This is a genomic window from Pseudomonas sp. RIT778 (genome assembly GCF_019718735.1).
Lineage (GTDB): Bacteria > Pseudomonadota > Gammaproteobacteria > Pseudomonadales > Pseudomonadaceae > Aquipseudomonas > Aquipseudomonas aphyarum.
In genome coordinates this window covers 12,249-28,871 of record NZ_JAIHBA010000037.1, presented here as the reverse complement: position 1 = coordinate 28,871, position 16,623 = coordinate 12,249, and the positions used below count along the sequence as shown (strand labels likewise).

13 protein-coding genes and 1 pseudogene are annotated in these 16,623 nt (G+C 61.4%); 6 read left to right on the top strand and 8 right to left on the bottom strand.

Features of this window, described 5'->3' with window-relative positions; translation table 11 throughout:
• The first annotated feature begins 20 nt into the window (after nucleotides 1-20).
• Nucleotides 21-836, top strand: a complete 816-nt coding sequence (locus K5E37_RS24315) for a rhodanese-like domain-containing protein (protein ID WP_064379082.1) — start codon at nucleotides 21-23, stop codon at nucleotides 834-836.
• Between the two features lie 18 nt (nucleotides 837-854).
• Nucleotides 855-1,715 carry an archaetidylserine decarboxylase gene (gene asd, locus K5E37_RS24310; RefSeq protein ID WP_221535368.1) on the top strand — a complete coding sequence of 287 codons (861 nt, stop codon included), beginning with the start codon at nucleotides 855-857 and terminating at the stop codon, nucleotides 1,713-1,715.
• Between the two features lie 60 nt (nucleotides 1,716-1,775).
• Here asd and K5E37_RS24305 read toward each other — a convergent pair whose 3' ends face one another.
• Nucleotides 1,776-2,177, bottom strand: a complete 402-nt coding sequence (locus K5E37_RS24305; protein ID WP_011332171.1) for a hypothetical protein — start codon at nucleotides 2,175-2,177, stop codon at nucleotides 1,776-1,778.
• A 221-nt stretch (nucleotides 2,178-2,398) separates the two neighbouring features.
• Between K5E37_RS24305 and K5E37_RS24300 the strand changes: the two genes are divergently transcribed.
• The gene (locus K5E37_RS24300) at nucleotides 2,399-4,153 is read left to right on the top strand and encodes a molecular chaperone (protein ID WP_221535367.1); all 1,755 of its coding nucleotides are present in this window, start codon (nucleotides 2,399-2,401) and stop codon (nucleotides 4,151-4,153) included.
• Nucleotides 4,154-4,271: 118 nt separating this feature from the next.
• Here the strand turns inward: K5E37_RS24300 and serB are convergent, their stop codons facing one another.
• A complete protein-coding gene (serB, locus tag K5E37_RS24295; RefSeq protein WP_007952163.1) occupies nucleotides 4,272-5,486 on the bottom strand; it encodes a phosphoserine phosphatase SerB in 1,215 nt (404 codons plus the stop codon).
• Between the two features lie 134 nt (nucleotides 5,487-5,620).
• On the opposite strand from serB, the gene K5E37_RS24290 reads away from it, so the two are divergent.
• The gene (locus K5E37_RS24290) at nucleotides 5,621-7,129 is read left to right on the top strand and encodes an AhpA/YtjB family protein (protein WP_085608487.1); all 1,509 of its coding nucleotides are present in this window, start codon (nucleotides 5,621-5,623) and stop codon (nucleotides 7,127-7,129) included.
• Nucleotides 7,130-7,509: 380 nt separating this feature from the next.
• Here the strand turns inward: K5E37_RS24290 and K5E37_RS24285 are convergent, their stop codons facing one another.
• The 6 genes from K5E37_RS24285 to K5E37_RS24260 form a co-directional block, all read right to left on the bottom strand.
• Entirely contained in the window at nucleotides 7,510-8,220 is a 711-nt protein-coding gene (locus K5E37_RS24285; protein ID WP_007952202.1) for a membrane integrity-associated transporter subunit PqiC, read from the bottom strand.
• A 177-nt stretch (nucleotides 8,221-8,397) separates the two neighbouring features.
• Complete coding sequence (gene parC, locus K5E37_RS24280; protein ID WP_085608486.1) at nucleotides 8,398-10,662, bottom strand: DNA topoisomerase IV subunit A; 2,265 nt, start codon at nucleotides 10,660-10,662, stop codon at nucleotides 8,398-8,400.
• A gap of 7 nt (nucleotides 10,663-10,669) precedes the next feature.
• Nucleotides 10,670-11,194, bottom strand: coding sequence for a TIGR02281 family clan AA aspartic protease (locus K5E37_RS24275; RefSeq protein WP_085608485.1), 525 nt, complete (start codon nucleotides 11,192-11,194; stop codon nucleotides 10,670-10,672).
• The gene (locus K5E37_RS24270; RefSeq protein ID WP_085608484.1) at nucleotides 11,191-12,180 is read right to left on the bottom strand and encodes an esterase-like activity of phytase family protein; all 990 of its coding nucleotides are present in this window, start codon (nucleotides 12,178-12,180) and stop codon (nucleotides 11,191-11,193) included. The genes K5E37_RS24275 and K5E37_RS24270 overlap by 4 nt, the downstream gene beginning before the upstream one ends.
• Entirely contained in the window at nucleotides 12,180-14,087 is a 1,908-nt protein-coding gene (parE, locus tag K5E37_RS24265; protein WP_221535366.1) for a DNA topoisomerase IV subunit B, read from the bottom strand. Before parE ends, K5E37_RS24270 begins: the two co-directional genes overlap by 1 nt.
• A gap of 42 nt (nucleotides 14,088-14,129) precedes the next feature.
• A complete protein-coding gene (locus K5E37_RS24260; protein ID WP_085608482.1) occupies nucleotides 14,130-14,738 on the bottom strand; it encodes a YqiA/YcfP family alpha/beta fold hydrolase in 609 nt (202 codons plus the stop codon).
• 220 nt (nucleotides 14,739-14,958) lie between these two features.
• Between K5E37_RS24260 and K5E37_RS24255 the strand changes: the two genes are divergently transcribed.
• Entirely contained in the window at nucleotides 14,959-16,056 is a 1,098-nt protein-coding gene (locus K5E37_RS24255) for a type IV toxin-antitoxin system AbiEi family antitoxin (RefSeq protein ID WP_085608481.1), read from the top strand.
• Nucleotides 16,057-16,058: 2 nt separating this feature from the next.
• A pseudogene (locus tag K5E37_RS24250) lies at nucleotides 16,059-16,623 on the top strand (antitoxin); the annotation flags it as partial.

Below are 16,623 nucleotides of genomic sequence, written 5' to 3'. Positions count from 1 at the left end.
TTGTGCTCTGGAGACCTCACATGTCTGATTTCTCTGGCCTGGCCCTGGTGATCGAGCCGAGCGACCTGCTGCCGCGCCTCGAATCCCGCGATCTGATTCTGGTGGATCTGACCAGTGCCGCCCGCTACGCCGAGGGACATATTCCCGGCGCACGTTTTGTTGATCCGAAACGCACCCAGCTGGGTCAGGCGCCGGCTCCGGGCCTGTTGCCGAGCAAGGAAAAACTCGAAGAACTGTTCGGTGAGCTGGGCCATCGCAAAGACGCGGTCTACGTGGTCTATGACGACGAAGGCGGTGGCTGGGCCGGGCGCTTCATCTGGCTGCTCGACGTGATCGGCCATGACAAATACCACTACCTCGACGGCGGTCTGCCGGCGTGGCTGGCGGAAGGCTCGCCGATGTCGATCCAGATTCCTCCGGCGGCGGGCGGCCCGGTTGCCCTGACGCTGCACGAGGAACCGACCGCCACCCGCGAATACCTGCAAAGCCGTCTCGGCGCTGCTGACCTGGCCATCTGGGACGCTCGCGGACCGCTGGAATATTCCGGCGAGAAAGTCCTGGCGGCCAAGGGCGGGCACATCCCCGGCGCGGTCAATTTCGAATGGACGGCGGGCATGGATCAGGCGCGTCAGCTGCGCATCCGTACCGACATGCCGCAGATCCTCGAAAACCTCGGGATCACCAAAGACAAAGAAATCATTACCCACTGCCAGACCCATCACCGGTCCGGTTTCACTTATCTGGTGGCCAAGGCCCTCGGTTATCCGCGGGTCAAGGGCTACGCCGGTTCCTGGGGCGAATGGGGCAACCACCCCGACACCCCCGTCGAGCTTTAAGGATTTTTAAGGACAGTCATGAAAGAGCGTTTGTTTATCATCAACCAATACCTGCTGCCTCATCACCTGCTGTCGCGCCTGGCCGGCTGCGTCGCCGAGTGCCGCGTGCGCTGGTTCAAGAATGCCTTCACCACCTGGTTCGCCAAGCGTTATCAGGTGGACATGTCGCAGGCACTGGTTGAAGACGTCACCGCTTACGAGCACTTCAACGCCTTCTTCACCCGCGCCCTGAAAGACGGCGCACGCCCGCTGGATCAGACCCCGGGCGCGATCCTCAGCCCGGCCGACGGTGCGATCAGCCAGCTCGGCCCGATCGAACACGGTCGCATCTTCCAGGCCAAGGGCCACAGCTTCAGCGTGCTGGAACTGCTGGGTGGCGACGCGGCCAATGCGGCGCCGTTCATGGGCGGTGAATTCGCGACTGTTTACCTGTCGCCAAAGGACTACCACCGCGTGCACATGCCGCTGGCCGGCACCCTGCGCGAAATGGTCTACATCCCGGGCCGGATCTTCTCGGTCAACCAGACCACCGCGGAAAACGTTCCGGAGCTGTTTGCCCGCAACGAGCGTGTAGCGTGCATCTTCGACACCGAGCGCGGGCCGATGGCCGTGGTGCTGGTGGGCGCGATGATCGTGGCATCGATCGAAACCGTGTGGGCCGGTCTGGTCACACCACCGAAGCGCGAACTGAAAACCTTCCGCTACGACGAAGCCGCCCGTGCGCCGATTCATCTGGAAAAAGGTGCGGAACTGGGTCGCTTCAAGCTGGGTTCGACCGCGATCGTGCTGTTCGGGCCGGATCAGGTGAAATGGGTTGAAGAATTGAAAGCCGGCTCGCCGGTACAGATGGGTCAGGCCCTGGCACAGTCGAACGCCTGAACCTGTTGATCCGCCCTTTCGCACGTCTGCGAAGGGGCGGACACGACCTGAGTGGCGCCGTTACTCTATCTGCCCACGGAAGCCGATCGGCCCTTCGTTGGCGTAGGTATTGGTGCCGCTGAGGTTTTTCCCTCCGTCACTGGACGTGACGCTCAACGCGATAACGTTCTGGTTATCCCGCCCGCCGATCACCCACTTGCCACCTGGATGCCAGGGGGCATCGTTGCCACCCCACTGGTTTTCAACGTTGTACTGGTTCTGGCCAGTGCGCTGAGCCTTGAAGCCAATAGGGCCTTCGCCGGCGTAGGTCATGGTGCCGGTGAAGCTTTTGCCACCGTCGCCGGACTTGATCTCGATCGCGACGACGTTCTGGTTGTCCCGCGCGCCCAACACCCAGGTTCCACCCGGATGCCAAGGTGCCGAACTACCGCCCCATTGATTTGCCACTGCGTATTTAGACATGAACCTCATCTCCTTGAAGTTTTTCAGAGACCTGCCCGACGTTGCGGCAAGCCGTGCAACCGTGCGTTTCCGATCGCACGCCTGAGAGCCTAGTAGCGCCTGCCGAAATGGCACCAGGCCAGCAGACCAGCGGTAAAAAAGCCTGACAATCGCCTGCGAAACAGAGCATAACTGCTAGAGTTTTTGGCATTGCCCTATTCGCCGCCGGAGCTGGTCACGGCATGAGTGAGCCACGATCCCAACCAAAACTGAGCGCCCCGACACCCACGCAGTTGCGCCTGTCGTTCTGTGAAGCCACCCCGCGCGACCTCAAGCGCTGGATCGCCGGCCTGCCCAAGGCCAACATCGGCGAAACCGCGCGCCTGCTGTATCAAGGCCTCGGCGAACTCAATCAACTGCTGACCCCCAGCGACAATCGCCTGCATCTGCTGGAGCTTCTGCGGCCTGAGGTTTATTTCGTCTGCCAGCATCTGGAACGGCACTTTCTGCATCAGGCAATCATGCTCGATGAGCGCTCACGCAAGATCAGCAACCTGTGCCAGGCCCTGCAAAGTCAGCTGGCCATCGGTTACAAACAGATCATTGGGCGGATCGCGCCCAAGTATTCCCGGGATCGCGCAGCGCTGGTGAGCGAAGCGCTGCAACGGGCGACTCATGCGCTGAAAGGGCAACTGGTTCGCGCCACGCAGCTGTACAGCGCCGCACCGGAACAGCTGTGGTTCGAACTGCATCAATTGTTTCGCTGTGCCTGCGAGCTGCAACTGCAACATCGCCGGGTGCGCGACGACCTCGCCAGTCTGACCGCAGAGCTGAGCGTCGAGCAGACCTACCTCGCCGCCCTGTTGCTGGGCAGCGCCCGCTGCAATCAGTTGCGCCAGAATCAGATCGCGCGCCTGGCCCAAGTAGTGGAACCGTGGAGCGCGTGGCTTAAACTGCAGCCCGCCAATCCGGGCGCGGGCTTGTTCGCTGTCTCGGCAGACATCGACGCCGGCCCGCGTTACCGCTCGCAGTTTCGCAGCGAGCAACAGGCAGGGTTGCTCGGTTTTGATCCGCAACCGCTGGTGAATGCCATCGAGGCGCACCTTCAGCATCAGGACACAACGACGCCGCTGCCCGTGCCGGCCGGCCTGACCCTCGACACCCTGCAACACCTGCACGCGACCTGGGGCGAAGCCGCCGAGCGCAGCTTCCAGCGCACCGTCGGCCAGGGCAACCTGACCGTGTGCGTCGGCATGAGCGCCCTGCACTTCTACCTCGGCGGCGAACGCACCTTCAGCGAACTGCTCAAGCACCCCGGCGCCCGTGCGGCGAATTTCAGCCGCGCGGTGGTTCAGGGCGAAAAGGACAGCTGGAGCCAGGCGTTCGATGCCGCACCACAGAGCACGTCCGATGAATTGTTGCCCTACGAGGAAATCCGCTACGAACCGCTGATCGACGATGAAGGCGACGCCGACAGTCCGCCGCATTACCCGACCTATGCCTTGCCGGTGATCAACCACAGCCCCGGCGGTTATTGCCTTGCTTGGCCAAAGGACGTACCGGCCGAATTGCAGGCTGGGGAAATGGTCGGGATTCAGGACAGCCTCAACCAGGGCTGGAGCATTGCCGTGGTGCGCTGGATCCGCCAGGTGCGCGGCGCCGGCACGCAAATGGGCATCGAACTGGTGGCGCCCCATGCCCGGCCGTGCGGGTTGCAACTGGTGCGTTCGCGGGATGATCACAGCCAGTATCTGCGCGGTTTGCTGTTGCCGGAGATCAGTGCGATCGATTTGCCGGCGACATTACTCGCGCCACGGCTGCCGTTTCAGGAAGGCAATAAAGTGCTGATCAACACCCAGGGCGAAGAGCACCGCGCCGGGCTGGATCGGCGGGTGGCCAGCACTCACAGTTTCAATCAGTTTGCCTATCGCTCGCTGGAGGCGGCCAGGAATGGCGGGAGCGAGGAGGATTTCGACTCGTTGTGGAAGTCCCTTTGAGTGGAGTCTGATAATCCGGGGCGCCCCCTTCGCGAGCAAGCCCGCTCCCACATTTGAAATGCATTCCAATGTGGGAGCGGGCTTGCTCGCGAAGGGGGCAGCTCAGGCGGCAGAGCTTTCAGAGCTGCCCGTCGCGATCCCGGAAGCCCAGCAGGTACAGCACGCCATCCAGACCGAGGGTCGAGATCGCCTGCTTCGCCGACTGCTTGACCAGCGGCTTGGCGCGGAACGCCACGCCCAGACCGGCAATCGCCAGCATCGGCAGGTCATTGGCGCCGTCGCCCACGGCGATGGTCTGCTCCAGACGCAAACCTTCTTTTTCAGCCAACTGCTTCAGCAGATCGGCCTTGCGCTGGGCATCGACGATCGGCTCGATCGCCACGCCGGTGCACTTGCCGTCGACCACTTCCAGTTCGTTGGCGAACACGTAGTCGATGCCGAGTTTGGCCTGCAACTGTTTGGCGAAGTAGGTGAAGCCGCCCGACAGGATCGCGGTCTTGTAGCCCAGACGCTTGAGTTCGGCGAACAGGGTTTCGGCACCCTCGGTCAGACGCAGGGAGGCGCCGATCGAGTCGAGCACGCTGACATCCAGCCCCTTGAGCAGCGCCAGACGCTCTTTGAAGCTGGCGCGAAAATCCAGCTCGCCGGCCATTGCCCGCTCGGTGATTTCCGAAACCTGATCGCCGACGCCGGCGGCTTTCGCCAGCTCGTCGATGACTTCGGCTTCGATCAGGGTCGAGTCCATGTCGAACACCGCCAGACGACGGTTGCGACGGAACAGCGAATCTTCCTGGAAGGCGATGTCGACGTTCAGTTCCTGAGCCACGCTGAGGAACTCGGCGCGCAGCGCCTGCGGGTCGGCCGCTTCGCCACGCACGGAGAACTCGATGCAGCCCTTACCCTTGTCAGCCGGGGTGTCCAGCGGCATGCGACCCGACAGACGGTCGATATGGTCGATGTTCAGGCCGTATTTGGCGGTGATCGAGCTCACGGCCTGCAACTGGCCGGCGGTGACCTTGCGGGTCAGCAGGGTAACGATGTGGCGTTTCTTGCCCTGATTGCCCACCCATTGCTGGTAATCCTCTTCGGACACCGGGGTGAAGCGCACCTGCTGGTCGAGCTCATAGCCCTTGAACAGGATGTCCTTGAGCACCGACTTGCCTTGCTCGGAGTCGGGGATTTCCACGAGGATGCCGAACGACAGCATGTCGTGGATCACCGCCTGACCGATGTCGAGGATATTCACACCACCCTGGGCCAGAACACCGGTAATGGCCGCTGTCAGACCCGGACGGTCGACTCCCGTGATGTTAATCAGGACGATTTCGCGCAACGCGCACCCCCGCAACTGGAAAAAAACCGCATTCTACCCACTTTCAGTGACCATCGGGCACCGCCAGCGCTTTGCCGGTCTAGGGCCTGTCGCTATACTGCGCGTCAACTTCACGGACAAAAGAGCCGAGCTCAGTGAACCGGCCCACGCCAGTTAAAACCGATAACTTCTTCCTGCTGATCTTCCGTGCACTGCGCCACCGCCGTGTACCGATTGCATTGCGCATTGCCAGCCATAACGTGATCCTGGTCGCCCTGGCCCTGGTGATCTATGCCTGCGTGATGGGCCTGCAGTTCAAGCAGGCCATGCACGAGCAGGCCGATGCGCTGGGCGAAAGCCTGACCACGCAGACCGCCACCTCCGCCACCGAGCTGCTGGTGTCCAACGACATCCTCAGCCTCAACGTGCTGCTCAACAACCTGACCAAGAACAAGCTGGTGGCCCACGCCGCCATCTACAGCGTGGACAACCGCATCCTCGCCGAGTCCGGTCAGCGGCCCAAGCACGGCCTGCTCGGCGAAGCCGAGGGCATGTACGAGAGCAAGATCACCTTCCAGGACGTGACCGCCGGGCAACTGCGCATCAGCCTGGACATGGATCAGTTCCAGCAGCCGATGACCATCAGCCTGCAAAGCATGGGCATCCTGAGTGCGATCCTGCTGGCACTGTCCCTGGCCCTGAGCCTGCGTCTGGGCCGGCACATTTCCACGCCGCTGCTGCAATTGCGTGTGTGGCTGCGCCGGATCGACGAATACACGCCGGGGATCGAGCGTCAGGACGAGATCGGTGATCTTGCCCGCCAGTTGCACGCCAACTATGCCCCGGAGCCGGCTGAACCGGAGCCCGAGCCGGAACCCGAGTTCGAGGACGACGAGCCGGAATTCGAAGTGCGCAACCTGCGTGATCCGAGTTTCGACGAGAGCCGCCCGATGGCCGCGCAGAAGCCTGCGCCACGCCATGTGGTCAGCACCGTTGAAGACGACGATGACGAAGACCCGTTCGCCGATCTGCGTGACGAGTCGCTGGACGAAGCAGCGCAACCGGCAGTGCGCCGACCGACCCCAAGCGTGCCGCAACATACGGCGGTGCTGGCGGTGCAACTGGGTTCGCAGGAACAACTTCGCCGTTTGCCGCGCGCACGTCTGGAAGAGTTGCAGGATCGCTATCGCGACTGCCTGGAACAGGCCGCGTCGCTGTATCAGGGCGAAATCGAAACCCTGAACGACGGCAGTACGCTGATGCTGTTCCACACCGAAGACAGCGGCGACGATTACCTGACCAACGCCATCTGCTGCGGCGAGCTGCTGCGGGCGCTGGGCCACCAGTTGCAGATCGAAGTCGCCGACAGCGGCATCACCCTGCAATTGCAGCTGGGCCTGACCCTCGGCGATGAGCTGTTTGGTCTGAGCCAGATCGACTTGTTGCTGACCGACTCCGCCCAGGACGCCCTGGCCCTGTCGCAACACAGCCGCAACCTGCTGCTGGTGGAACGCAAGATCGGTGACGACGCGCTGATCCGCCAGCGTGCACGAATCCGGCCGATTGCCAGCCCTGAGGGGGCTTGCTGTGTGGAGCGGTTGATGGAGCCTTATCCGTCGATGCTTGAGCGGCAGCTGGCGCGGATGCATGAGCGTCGGGCTTAAGCCTTAGACCAGTTACAACGAAGCCCGCAGACGAGTGATTGCCTGCGGGCTTTTTTGTGCGTGGCGTTTTCATGATCGCGCCTGGCCTTGAGAGCCCCCTCACCCTAGCCCTCTCCCATAGGGAGAGGGGACCGATCGGGGGATGCTCGGGATCTACGCCGACCTGAGCGTGCTGTGCCGAATCCATAATCGTAATACCGCACTGCGCAAAATCCATTATCGCCAAGATCTTTCAGGTCGATGTATGACGCCAGACACCTCGGTCGGCTCCCTCTCCCTCCGGGAGAGGGCTGGGGTGAGGGAGCTTTTGATCTTCTACCCAGAATCCCAGACACAACAAAGCCCGCACAAGGCGGGCTCTGTTCTGACTCGATCCAGTCCTAGAAGCGGAACACTTCCATATCCGTACGAATCGGCGAAGCCATCGGTATCTTCGGCTGCTTTTCGGCTTCCGCCGCCGGTGCTGCCGGTTTCGGTGCCGGTTTGCGCGGCGCCTCGGCGACCGGTGGCTGATTGGCCAACGGCTTGAGCGCTACCGACAGCTGCTCCGCCAGACGCTGCAACAACACGCCTTGCGCCTGCACCTGCGCGGCGGTAGTGCCGGCATGCTGTTCCTGCAGATGGACGATGCGGTTGTCGCGCACCTGACCACGGCGGTCGATCAGACGCCATTGCGCGTCGAGGATCGCCGGTTGCGACTGACCCGAGTCCAGACGCGTAATGGTCAACAGCACCTGCACGTCAGGGGTGAAGCCCACGGTGGCCGGCGCCAGCACGACGCGCTGACTGTCCAGATGCCCGGCGACCTGACGCAACAGCAACTGATCGATGTCCGAAGACAGGCTGCCGGCCCAGCGGCCATCGACCGAGGCTTGCAGGCTGCCGTCCGGTTGACGCTGCAACAGGGTTTCACGTTGCAGGTAATCGGCAACGATCACAGGGCCCAGCAAAACTGCCATGCCTGAGCTTTGCGCAGGCTGAGCCGGACTTCCGCTGTCCAGCTGATACAGCGACACCGGCTGGTGAACGCTGCAACCCGCCAGGCCAAGAACGCCGGCGAGCAGGAAAATAAGGGGGCGCAGAGAAGTCATCATCCCGTCCAGGTGGCCGCCACAAGGCTGACCACAGTGAAAATACTCAATAAATATGAAGAACGCTCGGCCACGCCGGCGCTTGGAAAGGCCATATCATCCGTGAATATGCGTTCCGACTCCAGCGCCAAAGCGCCGATCTACGGGTTAAATCGTAGATACGGCGCTCTAGGACGCCTAATTGAGGTTTTCGACGAGCAGCGCATCCACCCTCTGGAAGCCACGTGGCAGTTTGTTACCACGGCGACCACGTTCACCTTTGTAGTGTTCGAGGTCGTCGGCTTTCAGCGACAAGGTACGTTTTCCGGCCTGCAGCACCAAGGTGGCGCCTTCCGGAAGAACGGCGATGTCCGTGACATATTCTTCGCGACTGGCCACACGTTCACCGGAAATACCGATGATCTTGTTGCCTTTGCCCTTCCCTAATTGTGGCAGATCGCTGATCTTGAAGATCAGCAGGCGACCCTCGGTCGTCACCGAGGCCAGCCAGTTGTGCTCGCGGTCGGCGACCGGACGCGGCGCGATCACCTTGGCGTTGTTCGGCAGGCTCAACAGGGCCTTGCCGGCCTTGTTCTTGGCTTGCAGGTCTTCGCCTTTCACCACAAAACCGTAGCCGGCATCGGAGGCGATCACGTACAGCGAGTCCTCTTCAGGCATCAGCACGCATTCGAACGTGGCGCCCGGCGGCGGCGTCAGGCGACCGGTCAACGGCTCGCCCTGGCCCCGTGCCGATGGCAGGGTGTGGGTGGCCAGCGAATAACTGCGACCCGTGGAGTCGATGACCACAGCGGACTGGTTCGAACGCCCCGCCGCCGAGGTCTTGAAGCCGTCGCCAGCCTTGTACGACAGGCCGGTCGCATCGATCTCGTGGCCCTTGGCCGAACGGATCCAGCCTTTTTCCGACAGCACAACAGTCACTTTCTCGTTCGGCAGCAGATCGTGCTCGGTCAGCGCCTTGGCTTCAGCGCGCTCGACGATTGGCGACCGACGGTCATCGCCGTAGGTTTCAGCATCTTTCAGCAGCTCGCTGCGAACCAGCTTCTTCAGCTTGGCTTCGCTGCTCAACAGGGCTTGCAGCTTGGCTTGTTCCTTGAGCAGTTCGTCCTGCTCGTCGCGCAGCTTCATCTCTTCCAGTCGCGCCAACTGACGCAGACGGGTGTCGAGGATGTAGTCAGCCTGGATTTCGCTGAGGTCAAAACGCTCGATCAGCCTGGCTTTCGGATGCTCCTCGGTACGGATGATGTGGATCACTTCATCCAGGTTGAGGTAAGCGATCAACAAACCGTCCAACAGGTGCAGGCGACGCTCGACCTTGTCGAGGCGGAATTGCAGGCGGCGACGCACGGTCAGCACGCGGAATTCCAGCCACTCCACCAGCAACGCACGGAGGTTTTTCAGCTGCGGCTTGCCGTCCAGACCGATGATGTTGACGTTGACCCGGTAGGTCGACTCCAGCTCGGTGCTGGCGAACAGGTGCTGCATCAGCGCTTCGTGATCGACGCGGCTGTTGACCGGGATGATCACGATGCGGCACGGGTTTTCGTGGTCGGATTCGTCGCGAAGATCGGCGATCTGCGGCGCTTTCGACGGTTTGGCCTGCATCAGCGCGGCGATCTGCTCCAGCACCTTGGCCCCGGAGACCTGGTGGGGAAGCGCGGTAACGATGATGTCGCCGTCCTCGACGTGGTACACGGCGCGCATGCGCACCGAGCCCTTGCCGGTTTCGTACATTTTCAGCAGGTCGGCGCGCGGGGTGATGATTTCCGCTTCGGTCGGGTAGTCCGGGCCCTGGATGTGCTCGCAGAGCTGTTCGACCGTGGCTTTCGGCTCGTCGAGCAGGCGCACGCACGCAGTGGCAACTTCGCGCAGGTTGTGCGGCGGCACGTCGGTGGCCATGCCCACGGCAATACCGGTGGTGCCGTTAAGCAGGATGTTCGGCAAACGTGCCGGCAACACCAGCGGTTCCTGCAGGGTGCCGTCGAAGTTCGGGCCCCAGTCCGCGGTGCCCTGGCCCAGTTCGCTGAGCAGCACTTCGGAATAACGCGACAGCCGCGCTTCGGTGTAACGCATGGCGGCGAAGGACTTGGGATCATCCGGCGCACCCCAGTTACCCTGGCCGTCCACCAGCGTGTAGCGATAGCTGAACGGCTGGGCCATCAGCACCATCGCCTCGTAGCACGCCGAGTCGCCGTGCGGGTGGAACTTGCCGAGCACGTCGCCGACGGTACGCGCCGACTTCTTGTGCTTGGAATCGGCATCCAGCCCCAGCTCGCTCATGGCGTAGACGATACGCCGCTGTACCGGTTTCAGACCGTCGCCGATATGCGGCAGGGCACGGTCCATGATCACGTACATGGAGTAGTTGAGGTAGGCATTTTCGGTGAAGTCAGCCAGCGACCGGCGTTCTACGCCATCTAAGCTGTCTGCAAGGTTGTCGCTCATGCGGGCCTCATCGGTTCGTTGTCTGGCGCAGCAGCATGGTGCCGCCGCGCTGAGTAAATTCAAGTTTGTTCAGGGCGCTCATGCCGAGCAGCACCTGATCGCCATGCAACCCCGGCGCCACCAGTGCGCGGACGTCCCGCAGCACGATGTCGCCCAGTTGCAGGCGGTCGATACGGGTGCGATAGCCCTGGCTCAGGCCATTGGCCGTGCTCAGGGTCACACCGAAACCTTCTTCCAGCCGGAGGTTTTTCGCCACCTCGGCCGGGATTGCCACGTCGGTCGCGCCGGTGTCGAGCATGAACTCCACCGGCCGACCGTTGATCAGGCCGCTGGCGACAAAATGTCCCTGGGCGTTGCCGATCAGTTTCACTTCGATAAAACCATTGCCCTGCTGCGAAGCCACTTCCACATTGGGATTGCGCTGGCGTTCTTCCCACTGGCCGAAAAACCGCGTGGCCAGAAACAGCGCCGCGCACCACGCCAGAATCATCAGCACCCGACCGGTGCGTTTGCCCGGTGGTTGCTGGCTCATGGCTTGGCGCTCCAGCCACCCTCAGGCGCGGCGAAACGCCAGATGATCGGGCGAACCTCGCCATCGGCGCGCGGGCCAAAATTGTTGTCGACGCCGATCCATGCACCTTGAGCATCGACCACCAGTGCCTCTTCCAGCCCGAAGTTCTGCTCGTAACGACGATTGGCCTGCAACAGCTCGGCCGCATATGACCAGCAGAGCTCGACCTTGGCCGTCTGCGCATCGCGTCGACAGATCTGGTACGCGTTGCGCTCAAGGGTAAACAGCTTGCCGTTGAACAGGGAGATATCGGAAAAATCCCGATTGACCGGACGGGCTTTCGGGAACTGTGGCGGCTGCATTTCCATCCCGCCTTCGCTGAGCAGCACGCAGCGACCGTCACAATCCCACACTGTCTGCTGGCGCTTGATCAGCAACAAGCCACGGCTTTGCCGCTCGGCAGCCAGCCACATCTGATCGCCCGCCGGGTTGATCGCCAGGCCTTCGAATATCGCGTTGAATTGCAGCAGCATCCCGCTGGCCCGCGCCTCGCGAACCATCATCGGCGAGATTTTCAGCCACGACGACGGCCCCTGCGGCGGCACTTGCAGCACGGCCGCGTGAGCTTCGCTGACGATGTAGCGGTTGCCGGCGCTGTCGCAGCTGATGCCTTCGAAATCCAGATCGCCGCCCCGAATGAACGACGCCGCCCAGGTGCGCGAACTGATGCCCCACGGCAAGCCGCTGTCCGGCACTTTCGGCGGATCGATGCGCACGGCCGTGGCCTGCCAGACCCGGTCGCGGATATCGAGACGGTAGATCTGATCATCGTCGCGGTCCGAAACCGTCCACAGGTCATTGCCGCACAAGGCCAGCCCCGACAGGTTGCCGCCGCGCATGCCTTCGACCGGGTGTTCGGCGAGCACGCGCAGCTCTTGCACAGGCTCTGCCGACACCGTCATCGAACCCAGCAGCAACGCACCCGCCAAGGCCCAGCCAAACCGCATCAGGCCAGAACCTCGGCGAGGTTGCCCTTGGATTCAAGCCAGGTCTTGCGGTCGCCGGCGCGTTTCTTCGCCAGCAGCATGTCCATCATTTCCGAGGTCTCGGCGAAGTCGTCCCCGAGGGTCAACTGCACCAGACGGCGGGTGTTCGGGTCCATGGTGGTTTCACGCAGCTGCGGCGGGTTCATTTCACCCAGACCTTTGAATCGGGTGACCTGCGGCCTGCCGCGTTTCTTCTCGGCCACCAGACGGTCAAGGATCCCGTCGCGCTCGGCGTCGTCCAGGGCGTAGAAAATCTCTTTGCCCAGGTCGATGCGGTACAGCGGCGGCATCGCCACGTAGACGTGACCGGCATCCACCAGCGGGCGGAAATGCTGGACGAACAAGGCGCACAACAATGTTGCGATGTGCAGACCGTCGGAGTCGGCGTCGGCGAGGATGCAGATCTTGCCGTAGCGCAGCTGGCTCATGTCCTCGGCGCCCGGATCGACACCGATGGCCACGGCAATGTTGTGCACCTCCTGACTGGCCAGCACTTCGCTGCCGTCGACTTCCCAGGTGTTGAGGATCTTGCCGCGCAACGGCAGGATCGCCTGGAATTCCTTGTCCCGCGCCTGCTTGGCAGAACCGCCGGCGGAATCACCTTCCACCAGGAACAGCTCGGAACGCATCGGATCCTGCCCGGCGCAATCGGCCAGCTTGCCCGGCAATGCCGGCCCCTGGGTGATGCGTTTGCGCTCGACCTTTTTGCTCGCTTTCAGGCGACGGCCGGCGTTGCTGATTGCCAGTTCGGCCAGCGCCAGACCGGTTTCAGGATTGGCGTTGAGCCACAGGCTGAACGCGTCCTTGACCACACCGGAAACGAAAGCCGCTGCTTCACGAGACGACAGACGCTCCTTGGTCTGGCCGGAGAATTGCGGCTCCTGCATCTTCATCGACAGGACGAAAGCAATGCGCTCCCAAACGTCTTCCGGCGCCAGCTTCACGCCACGCGGCAGCAGACTGCGGAATTCGCAGAACTCGCGCATCGCATCGAGCAGGCCCTGACGCAGACCGTTGACGTGGGTGCCGCCCTGCTCCGTCGGGATCAGGTTGACGTAGCTTTCAGTGACCGAAGTGCCGCCCTCCGGCAGCCACAACAGGGCCCACTCGACCGCTTCCTTGGTGCCGGCCAGGTTGCCGCAGAACGGCGCGTCCGGCAGGCGCTCGAATTCGCTCACCGCGTCTACCAGGTAGGAGCGCAGGCCATCTTCGTAATGCCACTCGACCTTTTCGCCGGTGCCTTTGTCTTCGAAGCTGATCAACAGCCCCGGGCACAGAACGGCTTTGGCCTTGAGTACGTGCTTGAGGCGGCTGATGGAGAATTTCGGCGAATCGAAGTACTTCGGATCCGGCGCGAAATACACGCTGGTCCCGGTATTGCGCTTGCCGACGGTGCCGATCACTTGCAGATCGGTGGCCTTGAAGCCGTCGGCGAAGGTCATTTCGTATTCGTTGCCGTCACGTTTGACCCGCACCCGTACCTGGGTCGACAAGGCGTTGACCACCGAAATACCCACCCCGTGCAGACCGCCGGAGAACTGGTAGTTCTTGTTGGAAAACTTGCCGCCCGCATGGAGCTTGGTGAGGATCAGTTCGACGCCCGAAACGCCCTCTTCCGGGTGGATGTCGACCGGCATGCCACGGCCGTCGTCGCAGACTTCCAGCGAGTGATCGGCGTGGAGGATGACCTGGATCGATTTGGCGTGGCCGGCCAGGGCTTCGTCGACGCTGTTGTCGATGACTTCCTGGGCAAGGTGGTTCGGCCGACTGGTGTCGGTGTACATGCCGGGGCGTTTGCGCACCGGGTCGAGGCCCGAGAGGACTTCGATGGCGTCGGCGTTATAGGAGCTAGCGCTGGGAGTGGCCATAGGGTCTCGTCGTCAGTGATTCAATGAAAATGGGGCAAGACTTCACAGTGCGGTGAAATCGATTGCCTGATAGGTATCGGCGCCAATCCCGGCAAAGCTGAGCAATGCCGGCAATTGTGTAACAAATCCTTGGAAACTGTGATCGCCGCCGGCCTGGATGCGCAAGGCACAGGCCCGGTAATACTGCTGGGCAAGGCGATAATCCAGCGTTTCATCCCCGGTCTGCAACCATACCTGATAACGCTGCGGATCCTGCGGCGCCGGCACTTCCAGCTCGGCCAGAGCCGTCACGTGGTCGTGGGTCAGCTCCCAGGTTTCGTCGGTGTACAGGTTTTTCTGGGTGCCCAGGTATCCGTCGAACATCCGGTGCGGACTGACGGCCGGGTTGACCAGCAGGGCTTTCAGGCCATGGCGCTCGGCCAGGTGAGTCGCATAGTAGCCGCCGAGCGAGCTTCCCACCAGCAATGGCCGGCCGAGTTCGGCGATTGCCTGTTCCAGCTGACCGATGGCTTGGCGCGGGTGGTGATGCAGCGCCGGCACACGCAGTTGATCGCTCAAACCCAGCCGCTCCATTACCTCGACCAGCTGACAGGCCTTTTTCGAGGCCGGCGCACTGTTGAAACCATGGATATAGAGAATCGAACCGGACATTTGAGCTCCCTGGGCGTCGGCTGAAGATAGCGGAGTTTACAGGGAGTCTTGGTGGGTTGGGCCAGCTGTCCATTCGTTATCAAAAATAGCCTTGTTAGCTGATCAGATAACAAAGCAAAATTTGATAACAAATAAGGAACTTTCGTTGTTTATCCGTACTGATAACCTATTCTGCATCGATAACCTTGGCTGATCACCCCCGAAAAAATTGGGATCAAGCATGCAAAACAAAGTATCTGATCATCACGAAAAGAGCCTGCTGGCCGGTTTCGTTTCGGCGCTTGAGGAAGCGACCGGTGTTTCGGTCATACGCATCTGCGAGCAGGCTCAAAGCGAAGGAAGCGTGCTGGATGCCGTAGTAGAAGCCACTGCATCTGAAGAACAGTGGCATGTCCCGATCGAGATTCTGAACGAAGGCTATCCCCGCGATGTTAGAGATGCGGCGTGGACACTGGAGGGTTATCGCGCCCGGCTTCGCGCAAATGCTCATGAAAAAAACGTGATACCCATGGTTATTGCGAAACACCTGAGCAAAGGTGCCCGCGAAGAGTTGAAAGTAAGAAACATCGGTTACTACGACTCAAGCGGCTCCATGCATCTACGCCATGATCGGTGGCTGATCCACATCGAGCGCCCTTACGCAGGCAAAAAAGAGGTGGGCACCTTCTCTCTCTTCAGCCGCTCCAGAGAGAAAGTGATACACGCTCTTCTCCACCTGAAGGGAGACTGGTTCACCGGCTATCAGCTTGCTGAGGCATCTGAAACATCCGTCTACTCGGTCTCCGTTGTACTCAAGGAGCTCGAAAAACTCGAATGGCTGGTTACATCCGACGGACGCGGCCGGGACCAGCGCCGTAAACTCAGCCAACCGGGAAAGCTGCTCGACGCCTGGGCTGCCGCCCGCCAGAAATCCAAAGAAACGAAATCTCGCTGGTATCTATTCTCCTCGAGCCCTGAAAATCTCCTCACTCAAGTCTCGCTGACGGCGATGAAGTCAGGCATCCCGGACGACTGGGCAGTGACGGGGGCGACTGCTGCAAACGCACTATCACCTCTTTTGACCGGAGTCGATGTCGCCGAGATCGCAATCCCTTCGGAGTCCGTCAGCGATTTTGTGGCAGCTTTGGCACTGAAACCCGCCGAGAAAGGCTCGAACATCGTACTGATTGAGCGCAGCGGCGCAGAAATGCTGTTCCGCCAAAAGCATGAGGGAACATGGTTTGCCAGCCCCTTTATTCAATACATCGACCTGCTGAATGGTCGCGGAAGAAACAAGGAACTGGCCGCCCGGTTTCGTGCAGACATTCTAAGGATCTGATGATGGCTGTGGCCCCCAAGCCTAAAACCGCTGACGGCTACTCCAGCGACCATACCAATGCTTGCGAGCAGGTTCTCGTCACGCTGCTGGGCGCATTCGGAACCCTTAAAGCAACGATTCGACTGGTTGGCGGCCTCGTCCCGCGTTACCTCACGCCCGAAGCGCCTCCGAACATTCCGCCACATGCAGGCACATCGGATGTAGACGTGGTCCTCAACCTTCAAGTGATCGCCGAGGGCGGAGGCTATGCATCATTGGCCCAGCAGTTGGCCGAACGGGGCTTTGAACGCTTCACGGAAGACAATGGGTGGGCATCCGCCTGGCGCTGGCAACGGCGTATTTCCGACCGGCATGTTGTACTCGTCGAGTTTCTCAGAGGCGCTATCGAGCAAAAACCGTTCTCGACGATATCCATCGATGGTGAAGAGGTTTCCGCCCTCGCTATAGAGCATGCGGAAATCACTCATGACTGGTTCGAAGAAAAACGCGTGACCGCAACGCTGCTGGATGGCAAAGGCATTGCGATTGAAGATGTCCGGTATGCGGATCTGGTAGCGTTCATCATCC